The sequence below is a fragment of the Cognatiyoonia sediminum genome (genome assembly GCF_900129845.1).
Taxonomy (GTDB): domain Bacteria; phylum Pseudomonadota; class Alphaproteobacteria; order Rhodobacterales; family Rhodobacteraceae; genus Cognatiyoonia; species Cognatiyoonia sediminum.
Genome location: NZ_FQXB01000002.1, coordinates 17969 through 32525 on the forward strand (window position 1 = coordinate 17969; position 14557 = coordinate 32525).

Here is a 14557-nt window from a genome sequence, read left to right on the forward strand (position 1 = left end):
CCAATTTATACACATAAATTGGATAGCTATCTAGCTCCTAACGTACACGCAAAGGAGTAGATCAGATGTCAAAGACAGTTGTTGTATTGGGTGCTAAGGGGCGGTTTGGGCGGAATGCGGTAGAAGCATTTCATAGTGCCGATTGGACGGTTATCGCTGCGCGTCGCAATATGGTTGGGAGTTCATTCCCGTCTAGCGTAGAATTGCGCACTTGCGACGTGATGAACGTTTCAAGTGTTCAAAAAGCGTGCCTTGGCGCAGACGTAATCGTGAACGCAGTCAATCCACCTTACACTGACTGGGCCGAAACAGTTCCAACTATCACTGAAAACGTCATCTCCGCCGCAAAGGCTTCCGGTGCCAGCGTGATGATCCCTGGGAATGTCTATAACTTTGGCGTTGATATGCCCTCGGTCCTACGGACGGACACACCTCAACGGCCCACGACCGAAAAAGGTCGCATTCGCGTTGCAATGGAACGGGCCTACGAAGATGCGGCGGTTGATGGCGTTCAAACGATCGTTTTTCGCGGCGGAGACTTTATGGAAGGCAAAGACACAGGCAATTGGTTCGAGTCCCATATGGTCAACAAGATCGAAACAGGTTCGATGGTGTATCCAGGGAATTTGGACGTGGTGCATGCTTGGGCATTTCTGCCCGATATGGCACGTGCCATGGTTCATCTCGCAGATGTACGTGAAGACCTCGCAAGATTTGAGGACGTGGGTTTCGACGGATTTTCGCTTACAGGCGAACAATTGAAACGCTTGGTAGAGAAGGCAAGCGGGCAAACGCTAAAGGTACGCTCAATGCCGTGGGGCATTATGCGTCTCTTGTCGATTTTCCAACCGATGATACGAGAAGTTCTGGAGATGCGCTATCTATGGGAGAAACCGCATCAGATTGATGGCTCAAAGTTGCAAAAGCTTGCGCCAAACTTCCGGCCGATCCCAATCAAGGAAGCGATCGCTATAGCCATCGCTTGAAATCTTTGTCTTTCTGCGCCGCAGCGTTTAGACCGACGCTATGAAACTTCTTGTCGGCCTTGGAAATCCCGGCGCGAAATACGCGCAGAACCGTCACAACATCGGCTTTATGGCGATGGATCAGATTGCGTCGGATCATGGTTTTGGTCCGTGGCGATCCAAGTTCCAAGGGGTAATCAGCGAAGGGCGGTTTGGGTCGGACAAGGTGATTTTGCTCAAGCCTGAGACGTTTATGAACCTGTCAGGCCAATCGGTTGGCGAAGCGATGCGGTTCCATAAATTAGAGCCGGCTGACGTGATCGTCTTTCATGACGAGTTGGATCTCGCCCCCAGAAAGGTTCGTTTGAAGACCGGCGGCGGACATGCTGGCCACAATGGGCTACGGTCGATCCACGGGCATATCGGAGCTGACTATGACCGTGTGCGGTTGGGCATTGGACATCCCGGACATAAGGATGCTGTGCCAGGCTATGTGCTGCGCGATTTCCCGAAAGCCGATGCAGAATGGTTGGACGATGTTTTGCGCGGCATTGGGGATGGTGCACCTGAGCTTGTTGCGGGGAATGGTGACAAGTTTCTGAATGCCATCGCTTTGAGGGTTGCGCCCGCACGGTCATCTAAGTCGAAGCCGAAACCGCAAGCTCCAAGGGTCGAAGAACCTGTTGAGGAAGACGCTCGCTCGCCGCTGCAAAAGCTGGTGGATAAATTCCGATGACGCCTCCAGCGGTTCGGGAAGCGTTCAGCTATCAGTCCATAGCTTGCGCTTCCCTTGGGTCGCCTTTCATGGCGCAGCTATGTAACTTGTTTTCGGAGCGAGATTGGCCGCAGACGGCTTTGAAAGACCGCGTCTATTCGTGGACTGGCGATTTGTCGCCGCGTGGGGAAAGCGTACCGCTGAGGGTCGCTGGCGGGTTGCATGCGCTTTATCTTGAGGGGCGAGCGTTTGACGGGATTTATCCACCTTCCAAAGTTTCCGACGAGGTTCTTTGGGACGCTGTTGAAGGCGTTTTGATCGACTACGACGATTTCCTCTGCAATTGGGTGAAAAGCGCGCCTCAGACAAACGAGGTGCGCCGGTCATCTGCCATCATTGCCGCAGCCCACGTGGTCGCGGATCGATTTGGTTTGCCACTACGAACCTCCGAACTTGGAGCAAGTGGTGGACTGAACCTGAAATGGGATCACTATGGGCTCAGGATCGGAGATGCGCTTTGGGGGCAAAGCGGAACGCTATTGCTGGAGCCTGACTGGTCTGGCCCTAAGCCACCCATAGCATCACCATCGGTGGTCGAACGTCAGGGCGTAGATTTGAACCCCCTCGACCCGACTAACCCACTGGCCGCTTTGCGCCTTCGGGCCTATCTTTGGCCGGATCAACCAGATCGCATTGAGCGTACAGCGGCTGCAATAGAGATTGCCGAACCGCTTGTGAATCAAGCGGATGCGATTGACTGGCTCGCCCCGCGCCTGACGCATGTGCCACGCCAAACCCACATGATCTACCACACGATTGCTTGGCAGTACTTTCCCTCTGAACGACAAACGGAAGGCACTAAACTGATCGAGGCTGCAGGGTTACAGACGACCGACCAAACCCCTCTGGCATGGTTCTCGATGGAAAATGACGGCGGCGCACGTGGCGCGGCGTTAACCTTGCGCCTTTGGCCCGGCGATGTCACGCTCAACCTCGGCCGTGCGGATTTCCACGGCCGTTGGATTGAGTGGAGCGGACAATGTTGAAATGGCTAGGACGGATCGTCGTCTTTTTGGGCGTGATCGCCATCATCGGTTGGGTTTGGAAAGGCGAAGAATTGAAGCGCCTACTGGCTGTAAATAGCCTCTTCTCAGAAGAGAAGATCGTGAACAACTTCTCCAACATGGACACGATGTTCCTGAACACCTCCCTAACTTCCTCTGGCGACGTTTCGGAGTTGCCGGTTGCCGCGACCGTCACGCTTCCGGACGGGACTGAAGATTGGCTCGAAAGCCGTTCGGCAACGGCGCTTGTGGTTTTGAAGGACGGTGCGGTTGTGTTCGAAGATTACTACCAGGGCACGGGCGAAGACGACCTGCGGATCAGTTGGTCGATGGCGAAAAGCTGGTTGTCGGCGCTTTTTGGCATCCTGCTGGAAGAAGGCGCGATTGGATCGGTCGACGATCCCGTGACGCAATATGCGCCATCGCTGGTGGGAAGTGCCTATGACGGCGCAACGATCAAGGACGTTTTGCAAATGTCATCGGGCGTCGTGTTTGACGAGGATTACCTCGACTACGATTCAGATATCAACAAGATGGGCCGCGTCCTCGCCTTGGGTGGGTCGATGGATGAGTTTGCAGCTGGCCTGACTGAGACCTACGCAGACCCAGGCGAGACTTGGCAATATGTATCCATTGACACGCATGTGTTGGGCATGGTGGTACGCGGCGCGACAGGGCGCAGTTTAACCGATCTGTTGTCGGAGAAGATTGCAGAGCCGATGGGTTTGGAAGCCGCACCCTACTACCTCACTGACGGATATGGCGTGGCCTTCGCGCTAGGTGGGCTCAACATGAAATCGCGGGATTATGCGCGGTTTGGGCAGATGATCGCGAATGGCGGGCGTTGGAACGATCAACAGATTGTGCCGGAGGCCTGGGTGGAGGAAAGCACCGCGCCCAGCGCGCCGACGCAAACAGGCGAAACAAGGTATGGGTATCAGTGGTGGATACCTGTTGGGTCCGAAGATGGGCAGTTTATGGCGCGTGGAATCTATGATCAGTACACCTATATTGATCCGTCTCGGAATGTGGTAATCGTCTTGAACGCAGCAAACCGATCGTTTCGTGAAGCGGGCGTCGGGCGCGGCAACGAAGAGATGTTTCGTCAGATTGCAGAGAGCCTAGAGTGATAGAGAAAGACCCGTCATTGAACGTACTGGGAGGCGCCTTGGCCCCCTGCTCTACCGATCCGATGACGGGTTTCTTTCGCAACGGGTCTTGTGACACATGCGACCGAGATACCGGCAGTCATACAGTCTGTGCCGTCATGACTGAGGAGTTTTTGGCCTACTCAAAATATGTCGGAAACGATCTGAGCACGCCTCGCCCACAATGGGGGTTTCCGGGATTGAACCCCGGCGACCATTGGTGCCTCTGTGCCAGCCGGTTTTTGCAAGCCCATGAGGAAGGATGCGCGCCGAAGGTCAATTTGGATGCGACCCACGTGAAAGCGCTGAATATCGTACCCATTGAGGTATTGACGGAGAATGCCTCGCCGGAAGGTTAGGCCTGCGGCAATTCGATCAACTCGTCGACAAATAGGCTCAAAAGCTGAGGCCGGCCGCTTACGCCTGCTTTGCGATAAATTGCGTTTGTTTGCGCTTTAATCGTGCCTTCGCTGACGTCTCTCACGCCTGCGATTTCTTGAATGGACAGGCCTTTAATGGAGAACAGCGCGACATCCCGTTCGGCCGGTGTGAGCGCCCATTCTTCAAATCTCTCGTTTAGGAGGTCCATAAAGGCGCCTGATGCGGCCTTTAGCTGATCTTCTACAATTTGATTGCGTTGCAGAGTGCGGCGCAAAGTGATCGCGCCGAGAATGACGCCTAACAAGAGACCAAGCGCTGCGCCTAATTCGATGAATTCGTGAACGGCCCAGCTGAGGACGCCAATTCCGGTAATGCTGGAAAGTAAATTGATTAGGTAAAGAGCCGCGCAAGCGATTTGCACGATCAAAAGAGCTATCAAAAATGTCTTTTGGCTAGATGAGCCGTGGCGAGAGGAAGGCATTAGTCGTCGTCATCTTCCTCGTCATCTTCCTCATCTTCGTCGTCATCGTCTTCATCATCGTCATCCTCATCTTCGTCATCATCCTCGTCGTCATCCTCGTCGTCATCATCCTTCTCATCGTCGTCTTCGTCATCATCTGCGTCTTCGTCATCTTCCTCGTCGTCATCTTCATCAGCGTCGTCATCATCATCCTCGACATACCAACGGTCGCGCAGAATCTCGCCAGTGTATGGATTGAATACGAGTTCACGATCTCGATCGCCATCTGTCGCTTCGATCCGAACGCGTCCGAGCCAGGTCCGCTCGATCCGAAACTCAGTATATCCCTGCCCAAGAAGTTGGGTGATGATCTGCTCTTCGGCTGTTTGCGCAAATGCCGGCTGCGCCAGAGTTAGGCTGAGCAATCCAGAATATACGAGCTTCATCGGCTTCTCCCGTAACACCAATCCCCGACCACCATAGCAGTCGGGGACAAAAAAGTTGAGACGCCTAACTGAGAGAAGGAGCCTGTGACCTACTCATCGTGGTCGTCATCATCATCATCTTCGACTTCGTCATCTTCATCATCCTCGTCATCATCTTCGTCTTCGTCGTCCTCATCGAGCAGGTCGAAAACATCGGCTTCGCTCAACTCTTCAACGTCGAGTTCCTCGACATGGTGAACCAAGACCTCACCGGTCAGCGCGTCATAGACGATCTCTAAAACAACTGTGTTACGGACGGCGGCGACAGCGACGCGATCATTGGCGTTTTGAACTTCAATCTCTTCATAGCCGCGAGACAAAAGTTCGGTCTTAACCTGCTCTTCGATTGTGGCAGCGGTTGCACCCGTTGCGGTTAAGATCATGGAGATCGCGGTCGTTGTCAGTAGATGGTTCATAGGTCTGTCCTTTCGTGATCACGGCCGCACCACGCAGCCGAATTACCGGCCATGATGTTCAGAGTGTTCACAAAAGGAATGTGCTGCAGGTTTAGGGCACAGGCCATAAACCTCAGGATAAAGCGGATAAACTGAGGTTTATCCGATCGACTTAAGGGCGTTTGCTACTCGAATTCGCCCATATCAAAGTCCAAAGCGCGTGCGACGGTGAAGATATCCTTGTCGCCGCGGCCACACATATTCATGCAGATGATGTGATCTTTTGGCAGGTCTGGCGCGATCTTCATCACATGTGCCAAGGCGTGTGAGGGTTCGAGCGCTGGGATTATCCCCTCTTGCTGACAGCAGAGCTGGAAGGCTTCGAGTGCCTCGACGTCGGTGATGGACACATATTGCGCGCGGCCAATATCGTGCAGCCATGCGTGCTCTGGCCCAATGCCGGGGTAGTCGAGACCGGCGGAGATGGAGAACCCTTCGAGGATTTGGCCATCGTCGTCTTGTAGCAAGTAGGTGCGGTTGCCATGAAGGACGCCAGGGCGGCCACCGGTCAGCGATGCACAGTGTTCCATCTTTTCGTTCACGCCTTTGCCACCAGCTTCAACGCCGATGATGCCGACGTCTTTGTCGTCAAGGAACGGGTAGAACAGTCCCATCGCGTTAGAGCCACCGCCGATCGCTGCGATGATTGTATCGGGCAACCGGTCCTCGGCAGCCATCATCTGTTCTTTGGCTTCTTTGCCGATGATGGATTGGAAGTCACGCACCATGGCTGGGTACGGGTGCGGACCTGCGACGGTGCCAATACAGTAGAAAGTGTCGCGCACGTTGGTTACCCAATCGCGTAGGGCGTCGTTCATTGCATCTTTCAATGTGCCGCGACCAGATGTGACTGGGACAACTTCTGTGCCCAGTAAGCGCATGCGGAAAACGTTTGGAGCCTGACGCTCTACGTCGTGGGCGCCCATGTAAACGATGCATTTGAGACCGAATTTGGCACAAACGGTCGCGGTTGCCACGCCATGCTGACCAGCACCAGTTTCAGCGATGATCCGAGTTTTGCCCATGCGACGGGCAAGGATGATTTGGCCAAGTACGTTGTTGATCTTATGCGCACCTGTGTGGTTCAGCTCATCCCGTTTGAGATAGATCTTTGCGCCGCCCAAATGTTCGGTGAGACGTTCCGCATAGTACAGCGGGCTGGGACGACCGACGTAATGGGTCCAGAGATCGTGCATCTCTGCCCAGAAGCTGTCATCGGTTTTGGCCTTCTCATATTGCGCTTCAAGCTCAAGGATCAGTGGCATGAGGGTTTCAGAGACAAACCGCCCACCAAAATCACCGAAGCGGCCCTTTTCATCGGGGCCGGTCATGAAGGAATTGAAAAGGTCTTGCGCCATTCGCGTGATCTCACTTTGCGTTAACGCGACAGGCTTATCCCGAAGCGTAGACAGGGTAAAGCGACAGAATGCCTCAAGCGGTGGAAGAGGCCTGAACGATTTCTTTGGAGCGATGCAGAGTTTGCCTAAATGTCCTCTAGCGCCGCCCTGCAAAACGCTTCGATCAATCCAGCGTCTTTCTGACCGGGCGCACTCTCCACACCGGACGCTACGTCAACCTGTCGCGCGCCTGTGCGGGCAATCGCTTCGGCAACGTTTTCAGGCGTAAGGCCTCCCGCAAGCATCCACGGCTTCGTCCAGTATTTTCGGTTTGCCAAAAGCGTCCAATCGAATGTGAGCCCATTGCCACCGGGCAGCGCCGCATCTTTCGGCGCCTTGGCGTCCAAGAGCAATTGATCAGCAACGTCGCTATAGAGGTCGACTTTCGAGACGTCTTCTTCTGACGCGATCCCGAGGACCTTCATGATGGGCAAACCGTAGCGATCCCTCACCTTGGCGACCCTTTCTGGGCTTTCGCTCCCATGAAGCTGTAACATGTCGATTGGAACCCGATCCACCAACTGATCGAGCGCGTCATTTTCGGCATTCACAACCAGCGCAACCTTTGCAATCCCCACGGGCACTGTCACAGCCAATTCGCGCGCGCGATCAAGATCGACGTATCGCGGAGATTTGGGAAAGAAATTGAATCCGACATAATGCGCGCCCGCGCGCGCGGTCGCGTCTATATCCTCTGCCGTTGTGAGACCGCAGATTTTTATTCGGACGTCGGAAGTCATGATTTATCGCGTGGGCGAATCCAGCAGGGCAAGGATTTCGTCGCCCTCTGCGGATGCTTTGGCTTTTTTCAGTTCATCCACTTCTTTGCGCAGCTGATCTGCTTCGCGCGCCTTTGCGCGGCCATCGGAGCGCAAACGATGCTCACGCACCCATTCCCAAAGGAACCCAATCAAGAGCCCGACGCCGACGCTCAACATGATCACGACAAACAAAGGAAGTTCAATGGTGGGCGAGATGGAAAGGAAATCTGCGAATGCAGTCGGCATTGCTTTTACGGTGACAAATTCGCGGTTCGCGATCCCAACAAAGATCAAACAAAGCCCGACAATGGCCCAGAAGCCGTAACGAATAGCTTTCATTTCTAGTTTACCTCAGCCGCCGTTGAGGCGGTCACGCAAGAGTTTGCCCGTCTTAAAGAACGGAACGTGCTTTTCTTCAACACTGACAGATTCACCAGTGCGCGGATTTCTTCCTACACGAGCATCGCGCTTCTTCACCGAGAAGGCTCCGAAGCCTCTGAGCTCAACACGATGACCTTTGGCCATAGCGCCGGTTATCTCATCAAAAACGGTGTTCACGATACGCTCAACGTCGCGCTGATAAAGATGTGGGTTTTCGTCAGCGAGTTTCTGGATCAATTCAGAGCGGATCATGTGATAGCCCCCCAAAGGCGAGTAAGTCTTTTTCCAGCCGGCAGAGCTGCTTTCGTAAAGACTATAGCCAAAAATTTTCATCGCGAAACAAGATGGTGGCACGAAACATCGAAAAAAGTGACGATTTGTCAATCTTTTGGCCGGTCAGAACGGATTCGCCTTTCGATGGGCTAAGGCAAGTGCCCTTCATTTTCTTGCCGCCAGAAACCTGATTGATCTGATTCGTAACCAAATAAAAATCGCGAGTGTTACAAATAGCGTGATCAAATTCGGCTATCCGTTCACAGGATTTCACACCCGATTCACGCGTCGCCCACGAAATTGCGAGCCATCGTTCACACGTGTTCACAGCTCTTGGAAACTTGTGAAGTTTCGTTGCGTCGAGGCCCTCAGACCTGCTTCACAACATCCAGACGAGCGATACCCGTTCGTTCACACACAAATGGAGCTACTATGAAAAAAACCATCCTCGCGACAACAATCGCAATCCTCGCCGCTACTGCAGTTTCTGCACAAGACATGTTTGCACGTATGGAAGCAGACGTTGACCAGAACTCAAGCGTCATCGTTTTCGAACCTCTGACAGCATCTGCTGATGGCTACGTTGCAGTCTTCGACAACCACAAAGACGAAGTTGGCCGTCTGTTGGGCGTTGCATCTGTACGTGAAGGCGCAAACAGCGAAACACGCGTTGTTCTGGGTCACCCAGTACGTCAGGACGTCATCGCATTCCTGTTCACAGGTGATGACTTCATGAACCCAGACAATGCTGTAGACAGCATCAAAATCGACGTCGAATAATTCATTCGATCCGATACGAAAAAGAGAGGGCCGCTTTTGAGCGGCCCTCTCTTTGTTTTGCTAAGCGGTGGCTTCGATGAAATCGAGCGATGCGCCGTTGATGCAATGCAGCGTGCGCCCATCCACTTTCAGAATGTGCCCCGTGTGGCTACCGCAGCGGCGGCAATGGACTTCGATGATGACATCAAAGGGGGAGTTCCCGTCCGCCATAACGTTTGGCCCGTCTTGCGACATTAGTTGCGAATTGGGCTCTGACGCTGTGAAGAAAAGCCAGCCTTTGGCCAACGCGACTTTGGTGAATGAAGAGTAGTGCACAAGGTCGCATCCTCGGCAGCGGTATTCGCCTTCGCGCGCCTCGGCCCATGTGTCGCTGGAGAATGGCTTTTCGGTCTTTCCTTCACGCATGATGGGATAGGAATCGCCCAATAGTTCGCGCCATTCGGCATCGGTGCGTTGTACTTCATAAGTGAACGGGTCACGGCCCGCTGGCACATCGGCCGAAGCTGATTTGCTGGTAAGGGTGAGCGCTGTTGCGGCAACGGTGCCTGCCAACAACTCTCGTCTTTGGATTTTGGTCATTGTTCTAGTCCTTGCTGACGTCGTGAGAGGAGAGAGTCTTCGCGATAAAGACGTCTGCAAGGTTAGCGGGTCGGTGGTAACGCCAGTTTCAACTTGCTGCGTTCTCACTGGGTATTGAAGTGGGCGTGAGGAGTTTATGGGTCACCAAGCAAACAAAAAAAGCCCCACAGACATCTGCGGGGCTTTTCTAATACTTAACCGAGAAAGACTTACTCGTCGCCCTTCAACGCGGCACCGAGGATGTCGCCCAAGGATGCACCGGAGTCGGAGGAACCGTACTGTTCCACGGCTTCTTTCTCTTCCGCGATTTCGCGTGCCTTGATTGACAGACCCAGCTTGCGGGTCTTGCTGTCGATGTTGGTCACACGAACGTCGATCTTGTCACCAACGCCGAAACGCTCAGGGCGCTGCTCAGCACGGTCGCGGCTAAGGTCAGAGCGGCGGATGAAGGACGTCATGCCTTCGTAAGCCACTTCGATGCCGCCGTCTTCGATCTTGGTCACTTCAACAGTGATGATCGAACCGCGCTTCACGCCACCAACAGCGTCTGCGAATGGGTCGCCGTCGAGCGCTTTGATGGAGAGCGAGATACGCTCTTTTTCAACGTCGATTTCAGCAACTTTGGCTTTGACGATGTCACCCTTGCGGAAGTCGCCAATCACGTCTTCGCCACGGCCTTCCCAAGTCAGATCTGACAGGTGAACCATGCCGTCGATATCGCCTTCGAGGCCAACGAACAGACCGAATTCGGTGATGTTCTTAACTTCGCCTTCAACTTCAGTGCCTTCTGGGAATTGCTCAGCAAAGACTTCCCATGGGTTGCGCTGTGTCTGCTTGAGGCCAAGGGAGACGCGGCGCTTGGTGCCGTCGATTTCCAGAACCATGACTTCGACTTCTTGAGACGTAGACACGATCTTGCCTGGGTGGACGTTCTTCTTGGTCCAAGACATCTCAGACACGTGCACCAGACCTTCAACACCTGGCTCAAGCTCGACAAACGCACCGTAGTCGGTGATGTTTGTCACACGGCCCATGTGGACTGTGCCGAGAGCGTATTTGGTTGCAACCGTATCCCATGGGTCGGCTTGCAACTGCTTCATGCCAAGGCTGATGCGGTGTGTTTCTTTGTTGATCTTGATGACCTGAACTTTGATCGTTTCACCGATTGTCAGGATTTCAGATGGGTGGTTCACACGGCGCCACGCCATGTCTGTGACGTGGAGCAAGCCGTCTACGCCGCCCAAGTCAACGAATGCACCGTATTCGGTGATGTTCTTAACCACACCTTCGACGTCCTGACCTTCTGCCAGGTTGCCGATAACCTCTGCACGCTGTTCTGCACGAGACTCTTCAAGGATCGCGCGGCGGGAGACAACGATGTTGCCACGGCGGCGGTCCATTTTCAGGATCTGGAATGGCTGCTTGAGACCCATCAATGGGCCAGCGTCGCGCACCGGGCGGACGTCAACCTGAGAACCCGGCAAGAACGCAACCGCGCCGCCAAGATCAACAGTGAAGCCGCCTTTAACCCGGCCAAAGATCGCGCCATCGACACGCTCTTCATCCGCATAGGCTTTTTCCAGACGATCCCAAGCTTCTTCGCGGCGCGCCATCTCACGAGAGATAACCGCTTCGCCACGGGCGTTTTCTGCAGCGCGCAGATAAACTTCAACCTCGTCACCAACGGATAGATCTGGGTCTTCGCCTGGGTTTGCAAATTCTTTTAGCTCAACGCGGCCTTCCATTTTGTAGCCTACGTCGATGATGGCTTGGCCCGCTTCAATTGCGATGACTTTGCCTTTGACAACGCTACCTTCTTGCGGCGTGTCGATTTCGAAGCTTTCATTTAGGAGGGCTTCGAATTCCTCCATTGATACGTTTTCAGCCATGTGGCGTTCGTTTCCTAACTTTTCGTTTTATACGGGCCGGGCGGTTGTCTCCGCCGGTCTTTGGGTTTCAATTGGTCGAGGCTTTGAAACATAAAAACAGGGTTGGAAAATCCAACCCTGCTCGAGTCTCAGTGCCCGCGCCTGTCTCGACGCTTAGACAAGCGGGCGTATAGGCGGTATTTTCCAATGTGGCAAGGGGATTGGGCGGCGTTATGCCGATATACTGTCGAGAGCTGTTTGCACATGTTCGAAGTACGTCCCGACATGTTCACCATCGACCAGCGCGTGATGTACTTCAAGCGTCATGGACATCCGCCAAATGCCATCGGGATCTTTAACGATTTTGCCCCAAGAGACACGCGGGATGCAGTCACCGGCGTGGGGCATTGCGTTGTTGATCGAGGAATAATCTAGCCAAGGCATGCAAGACAGATATGCGAGGTCATCGCGCTGGCCGGTGTTCGGCGCAAGCGCTCCCTTGGATGCTTCCTCGATCAGCGCGCTGGAGATGCGGTCGAACTCGGCAAAACTGGGATGAAATGGCACGTAGCCATAAGCAAACCCGCCATCTTGTTTTGGCACCGTCATCGAAAGGTCGATCGCATCGTGACGGACGACAATATCATCGCGAAACCGCATCTTGAGTTCGTCGACGGCATGTATCCCTGCGCCGATGGCATAGAGGCAAGCACGGTAAGGCGACGTGCCTTTCGGTTTCTGCACCGTCATGAGCTGGTTGACGTTGAGCCGTTTAGTGACTGCGAAATGCGGACGCTCGTAGGAGCGAAACAAGTCAAACTGATCTTTTCTCGCCCAGTTTTCTTGGTCGATGATCACTTCCGCCATCGCGAGGCCTTTCATCCCTTTGTTCAAATTGGTCACCCAATGAGAACTTTCTAGCTCTTTTCACCCTTCCGTATGACACGTTCCTGAGTGAATGTGACACCTGAGAGCTGAGGCCAAATAGTCAAACTTTTGACCATATCTGCCTTTATGCCTCGGACAGGGAACTTTGTCGAAGGTGGGAAATGACCGTTTCCGTGAATGAATGTCGCCGTGCGTGGCGAGCCACTGATCCATTATTGGACGTGTTTTGCTCTGACGAACATGCCCTCGTCGCGTTCGTCAAAAGCGCCTCAAAAGATGATTTGACTGTTTTTACGACGGTGCACGGACTGAAAGCTGAACTCGTCTTATTCGACGCGATACTTTCTCAACCAGAGCTCGACCGAAGTACAGCTCTCGCGATTTTCCATGCCTGCAATCCCGCCTTCTATGAGGGTGAGCTTTCAAATGGGACGGCGGAGGCCGATCTGGCTCTCGACGAAGAGGACGCGATCGTAATCACGATCTTGGACAAGGCTCATCAAAGGATCACAAATGGGTCGCCAATGACAGCCATTTTTTCTGCGCCATGCTTGAACGAATGGAAGAAATTTCCACACGTTTCACCGCTCTACTTTAAACGCTGGCCGCTAGATCAGACGGCCCTGTCAGAGACCGAGGGCCTCACACCGGAGCCAGCCGTTGATTATGACGACACGAAAATTAGGTTGAGTTTCGACGTCTGGAAACGCCGGCACTGAACTTAGAGTTCTTGCCCGCAATCTAGCAACTCTTGCAAAAGATCGCGCTGCAAATCGACACTATCGCCCGCGCCAAATTGAGATCGCCCGCGCCAAATTGAGCCGCACCGCCTGAAAATAGGGTTCCGTAAGAATTGGCAATGTTCACGGTCTGGGCAATTCCGGAAATGAACTGATCCCGTTCGAGTTGCGCAAAGGGGTGGATATAGACCGCCCAAAGTCTCCCGTTGGCGAGCGCATATCTTGAATCCAATGCTGTATCAAAATTCGCCTGCAAAACCCGCTCCAACTCTTCTGGCGTCATACCTTCGGCCAAACGGATCGGGACCATGGCACGCATTCTATTGGCCACGATATCCGCGACGATCAGAACCGGGACGTCTTCGATGGTCATTTCGATCCCATTGGGCAGTGGGCGCGCATCAGGATCTAAGGCGAGCGCTATCTGAAACATCCTGTCAGGAGTCATCAAAGGCTCCCTCTCCTGCGCCGATAGAGCGATTGGCAAAGACATCAGGCAGATGATCAAAAAACGGAACATGGGGTGTCCTCCTACCCTCAGCCTAGCGGGCTTTGGATCACGAGGCGAACCACGCTTTGGTGACTAAGTCGAACGCTTTGTTTCAATCGCAGCAATGGCAGCGGCGATTGCATCTTCGATACTCAGCTCAGAGGTATCGATCAGGATCGCGTCGTCGGCAGCAACCAAAGGCGCTGTTTCGCGTTCCCGATCTTGCTTGTCGCGGGCCTGCACATCAGCAAGAACACCTTCGAGAGTGACCTCTGCACCCCGCTGAAGCAATTCAGAATAGCGTCTTTGTGCGCGTACCTCGGGGCTCGCCGTCACAAAAAGCTTCGCCTCCGCATCCGGACAAATGACTGTTCCTATGTCGCGCCCGTCCAAGACCGCACCACCATCGCGTTTTGCGAAGCTTTGTTGGAATGCCACGAGGGCCGCCCGGACTTCTGGGATTTTCGCCACATCACTCGCGGCCTTGGCCACCGTTTGCGTGCGCAATTCGGGGTTTTCGAGGTCTTTTGGCACTAGGCTTTTGGCTGCGTCGACCGCATGCGCACTTGCAAGGGTTTTTGCACCTACGGCACGATACAAAAGGCCAGTATCCAGATGCGCAAAGCCAAAATGCGCAGCAACGGCTTTGCTGACAGTGCCCTTCCCCGCGGCGGCAGGGCCATCAATCGCAACGGTGAACGACATGAGAGCCTCCGATAAAGTTATC

General features: G+C 53.9%; 19 protein-coding genes. 7 read left to right on the forward strand and 12 right to left on the reverse strand.

Going from position 1 to position 14557, the window contains the following annotated elements:
• Positions 1 to 65: 65 nt before the first annotated feature.
• Genes BUA85_RS08285 through BUA85_RS08305 form a run of 5 tightly spaced genes read left to right on the forward strand, consistent with a single transcriptional unit; the run spans position 66 to position 4251 of the window.
• On the forward strand, positions 66 to 986 hold the full coding sequence (locus BUA85_RS08285; RefSeq protein ID WP_072900498.1) for an NAD-dependent epimerase/dehydratase family protein: 921 nt from the start codon (positions 66 to 68) through the stop codon (positions 984 to 986).
• Between the two features lie 40 nt (positions 987 to 1026).
• A complete protein-coding gene (pth, locus tag BUA85_RS08290) occupies positions 1027 to 1701 on the forward strand; it encodes an aminoacyl-tRNA hydrolase (RefSeq protein ID WP_072900499.1) in 675 nt (224 codons plus the stop codon).
• Positions 1698 to 2726, forward strand: a complete 1029-nt coding sequence (locus tag BUA85_RS08295) for a DUF2332 domain-containing protein (RefSeq protein WP_072900500.1) — start codon at positions 1698 to 1700, stop codon at positions 2724 to 2726. Before pth ends, BUA85_RS08295 begins: the two co-directional genes overlap by 4 nt.
• A complete protein-coding gene (locus BUA85_RS08300) occupies positions 2720 to 3874 on the forward strand; it encodes a serine hydrolase domain-containing protein (protein WP_072900501.1) in 1155 nt (384 codons plus the stop codon). The genes BUA85_RS08295 and BUA85_RS08300 overlap by 7 nt, the downstream gene beginning before the upstream one ends.
• Positions 3874 to 4251: a DUF2237 family protein gene (locus BUA85_RS08305; protein WP_072900861.1), complete on the forward strand. Its 378-nt coding sequence runs from the start codon at positions 3874 to 3876 to the stop codon at positions 4249 to 4251. The genes BUA85_RS08300 and BUA85_RS08305 overlap by 1 nt, the downstream gene beginning before the upstream one ends.
• Here the strand turns inward: BUA85_RS08305 and BUA85_RS08310 are convergent.
• The 7 genes from BUA85_RS08310 to ihfB form a co-directional block, all read right to left on the reverse strand.
• Positions 4248 to 4754 (reverse strand): helix-turn-helix transcriptional regulator, encoded by a 507-nt coding sequence (locus BUA85_RS08310; RefSeq protein ID WP_072900502.1) that lies wholly within the window; start codon positions 4752 to 4754, stop codon positions 4248 to 4250. The two genes, BUA85_RS08305 and BUA85_RS08310, sit on opposite strands and share 4 nt — an antisense overlap.
• Positions 4754 to 5179 (reverse strand): PepSY domain-containing protein, encoded by a 426-nt coding sequence (locus BUA85_RS16845; RefSeq protein ID WP_207548136.1) that lies wholly within the window; start codon positions 5177 to 5179, stop codon positions 4754 to 4756. Before BUA85_RS16845 ends, BUA85_RS08310 begins: the two co-directional genes overlap by 1 nt.
• A gap of 89 nt (positions 5180 to 5268) precedes the next feature.
• Entirely contained in the window at positions 5269 to 5634 is a 366-nt protein-coding gene (locus BUA85_RS16785) for a PepSY domain-containing protein (protein WP_165611597.1), read from the reverse strand.
• 164 nt (positions 5635 to 5798) lie between these two features.
• Positions 5799 to 7031 (reverse strand): tryptophan synthase subunit beta, encoded by a 1233-nt coding sequence (gene trpB / locus BUA85_RS08320; protein ID WP_072900503.1) that lies wholly within the window; start codon positions 7029 to 7031, stop codon positions 5799 to 5801.
• 125 nt (positions 7032 to 7156) lie between these two features.
• Positions 7157 to 7810 (reverse strand): phosphoribosylanthranilate isomerase, encoded by a 654-nt coding sequence (locus BUA85_RS08325; RefSeq protein ID WP_072900504.1) that lies wholly within the window; start codon positions 7808 to 7810, stop codon positions 7157 to 7159.
• A gap of 3 nt (positions 7811 to 7813) precedes the next feature.
• A complete protein-coding gene (locus BUA85_RS08330; RefSeq protein ID WP_072900505.1) occupies positions 7814 to 8170 on the reverse strand; it encodes a LapA family protein in 357 nt (118 codons plus the stop codon).
• 12 nt (positions 8171 to 8182) lie between these two features.
• Complete coding sequence (ihfB, locus tag BUA85_RS08335) at positions 8183 to 8464, reverse strand: integration host factor subunit beta (protein ID WP_072900862.1); 282 nt, start codon at positions 8462 to 8464, stop codon at positions 8183 to 8185.
• Positions 8465 to 8917: 453 nt separating this feature from the next.
• On the opposite strand from ihfB, the gene BUA85_RS08345 reads away from it, so the two are divergent.
• The gene (locus BUA85_RS08345) at positions 8918 to 9265 is read left to right on the forward strand and encodes a hypothetical protein (RefSeq protein ID WP_072900507.1); all 348 of its coding nucleotides are present in this window, start codon (positions 8918 to 8920) and stop codon (positions 9263 to 9265) included.
• A 60-nt stretch (positions 9266 to 9325) separates the two neighbouring features.
• On the opposite strand, the gene BUA85_RS08350 is transcribed toward BUA85_RS08345, so the two are convergent.
• From BUA85_RS08350 to BUA85_RS08360, 3 genes are all read right to left on the reverse strand, one after another.
• The gene (locus BUA85_RS08350) at positions 9326 to 9844 is read right to left on the reverse strand and encodes a peptide-methionine (R)-S-oxide reductase (RefSeq protein ID WP_083526225.1); all 519 of its coding nucleotides are present in this window, start codon (positions 9842 to 9844) and stop codon (positions 9326 to 9328) included.
• A 209-nt stretch (positions 9845 to 10053) separates the two neighbouring features.
• The gene (rpsA, locus tag BUA85_RS08355; RefSeq protein WP_072900508.1) at positions 10054 to 11733 is read right to left on the reverse strand and encodes a 30S ribosomal protein S1; all 1680 of its coding nucleotides are present in this window, start codon (positions 11731 to 11733) and stop codon (positions 10054 to 10056) included.
• A 210-nt stretch (positions 11734 to 11943) separates the two neighbouring features.
• Positions 11944 to 12615 carry a chloramphenicol acetyltransferase gene (locus BUA85_RS08360; RefSeq protein WP_242649028.1) on the reverse strand — a complete coding sequence of 224 codons (672 nt, stop codon included), beginning with the start codon at positions 12613 to 12615 and terminating at the stop codon, positions 11944 to 11946.
• A 146-nt stretch (positions 12616 to 12761) separates the two neighbouring features.
• Between BUA85_RS08360 and BUA85_RS08365 the strand changes: the two genes are divergently transcribed.
• Complete coding sequence (locus BUA85_RS08365) at positions 12762 to 13319, forward strand: hypothetical protein (RefSeq protein WP_072900509.1); 558 nt, start codon at positions 12762 to 12764, stop codon at positions 13317 to 13319.
• A 22-nt stretch (positions 13320 to 13341) separates the two neighbouring features.
• On the opposite strand, the gene BUA85_RS08370 is transcribed toward BUA85_RS08365, so the two are convergent.
• On the reverse strand, positions 13342 to 13860 hold the full coding sequence (locus BUA85_RS08370; protein ID WP_242649029.1) for a hypothetical protein: 519 nt from the start codon (positions 13858 to 13860) through the stop codon (positions 13342 to 13344).
• Positions 13861 to 13923: 63 nt separating this feature from the next.
• Positions 13924 to 14535, reverse strand: coding sequence for a (d)CMP kinase (gene cmk, locus BUA85_RS08375; RefSeq protein WP_072900510.1), 612 nt, complete (start codon positions 14533 to 14535; stop codon positions 13924 to 13926).
• Positions 14536 to 14557 lie beyond the last annotated feature (22 nt).

Excerpts from the sequence above, each read along its gene's own strand:
- BUA85_RS08285 (WP_072900498.1), top strand. The coding sequence starts at position 66 with ATGTCAAAGACAGTTGTTGTATTGGGTGCTAAGGGGCGGTTTGGGCGG.
- pth (WP_072900499.1), top strand. The coding sequence starts at position 1,027 with ATGAAACTTCTTGTCGGCCTTGGAAATCCCGGCGCGAAATACGCGCAG.
- BUA85_RS08295 (WP_072900500.1), top strand. The coding sequence starts at position 1,698 with ATGACGCCTCCAGCGGTTCGGGAAGCGTTCAGCTATCAGTCCATAGCT.
- BUA85_RS08300 (WP_072900501.1), top strand. The coding sequence starts at position 2,720 with ATGTTGAAATGGCTAGGACGGATCGTCGTCTTTTTGGGCGTGATCGCC.
- BUA85_RS08310 (WP_072900502.1), bottom strand. The coding sequence starts at position 4,754 with ATGCCTTCCTCTCGCCACGGCTCATCTAGCCAAAAGACATTTTTGATA.
- BUA85_RS16845 (WP_207548136.1), bottom strand. The coding sequence starts at position 5,179 with ATGAAGCTCGTATATTCTGGATTGCTCAGCCTAACTCTGGCGCAGCCG.
- BUA85_RS16785 (WP_165611597.1), bottom strand. The coding sequence starts at position 5,634 with ATGAACCATCTACTGACAACGACCGCGATCTCCATGATCTTAACCGCA.
- trpB (WP_072900503.1), bottom strand. The coding sequence starts at position 7,031 with ATGGCGCAAGACCTTTTCAATTCCTTCATGACCGGCCCCGATGAAAAG.
- BUA85_RS08325 (WP_072900504.1), bottom strand. The coding sequence starts at position 7,810 with ATGACTTCCGACGTCCGAATAAAAATCTGCGGTCTCACAACGGCAGAG.
- BUA85_RS08330 (WP_072900505.1), bottom strand. The coding sequence starts at position 8,170 with ATGAAAGCTATTCGTTACGGCTTCTGGGCCATTGTCGGGCTTTGTTTG.
- ihfB (WP_072900862.1), bottom strand. The coding sequence starts at position 8,464 with ATGATCCGCTCTGAATTGATCCAGAAACTCGCTGACGAAAACCCACAT.
- BUA85_RS08345 (WP_072900507.1), top strand. The coding sequence starts at position 8,918 with ATGAAAAAAACCATCCTCGCGACAACAATCGCAATCCTCGCCGCTACT.
- BUA85_RS08350 (WP_083526225.1), bottom strand. The coding sequence starts at position 9,844 with ATGACCAAAATCCAAAGACGAGAGTTGTTGGCAGGCACCGTTGCCGCA.
- rpsA (WP_072900508.1), bottom strand. The coding sequence starts at position 11,733 with ATGGCTGAAAACGTATCAATGGAGGAATTCGAAGCCCTCCTAAATGAA.
- BUA85_RS08365 (WP_072900509.1), top strand. The coding sequence starts at position 12,762 with ATGACCGTTTCCGTGAATGAATGTCGCCGTGCGTGGCGAGCCACTGAT.
- BUA85_RS08370 (WP_242649029.1), bottom strand. The coding sequence starts at position 13,860 with ATGTTCCGTTTTTTGATCATCTGCCTGATGTCTTTGCCAATCGCTCTA.
- cmk (WP_072900510.1), bottom strand. The coding sequence starts at position 14,535 with ATGTCGTTCACCGTTGCGATTGATGGCCCTGCCGCCGCGGGGAAGGGC.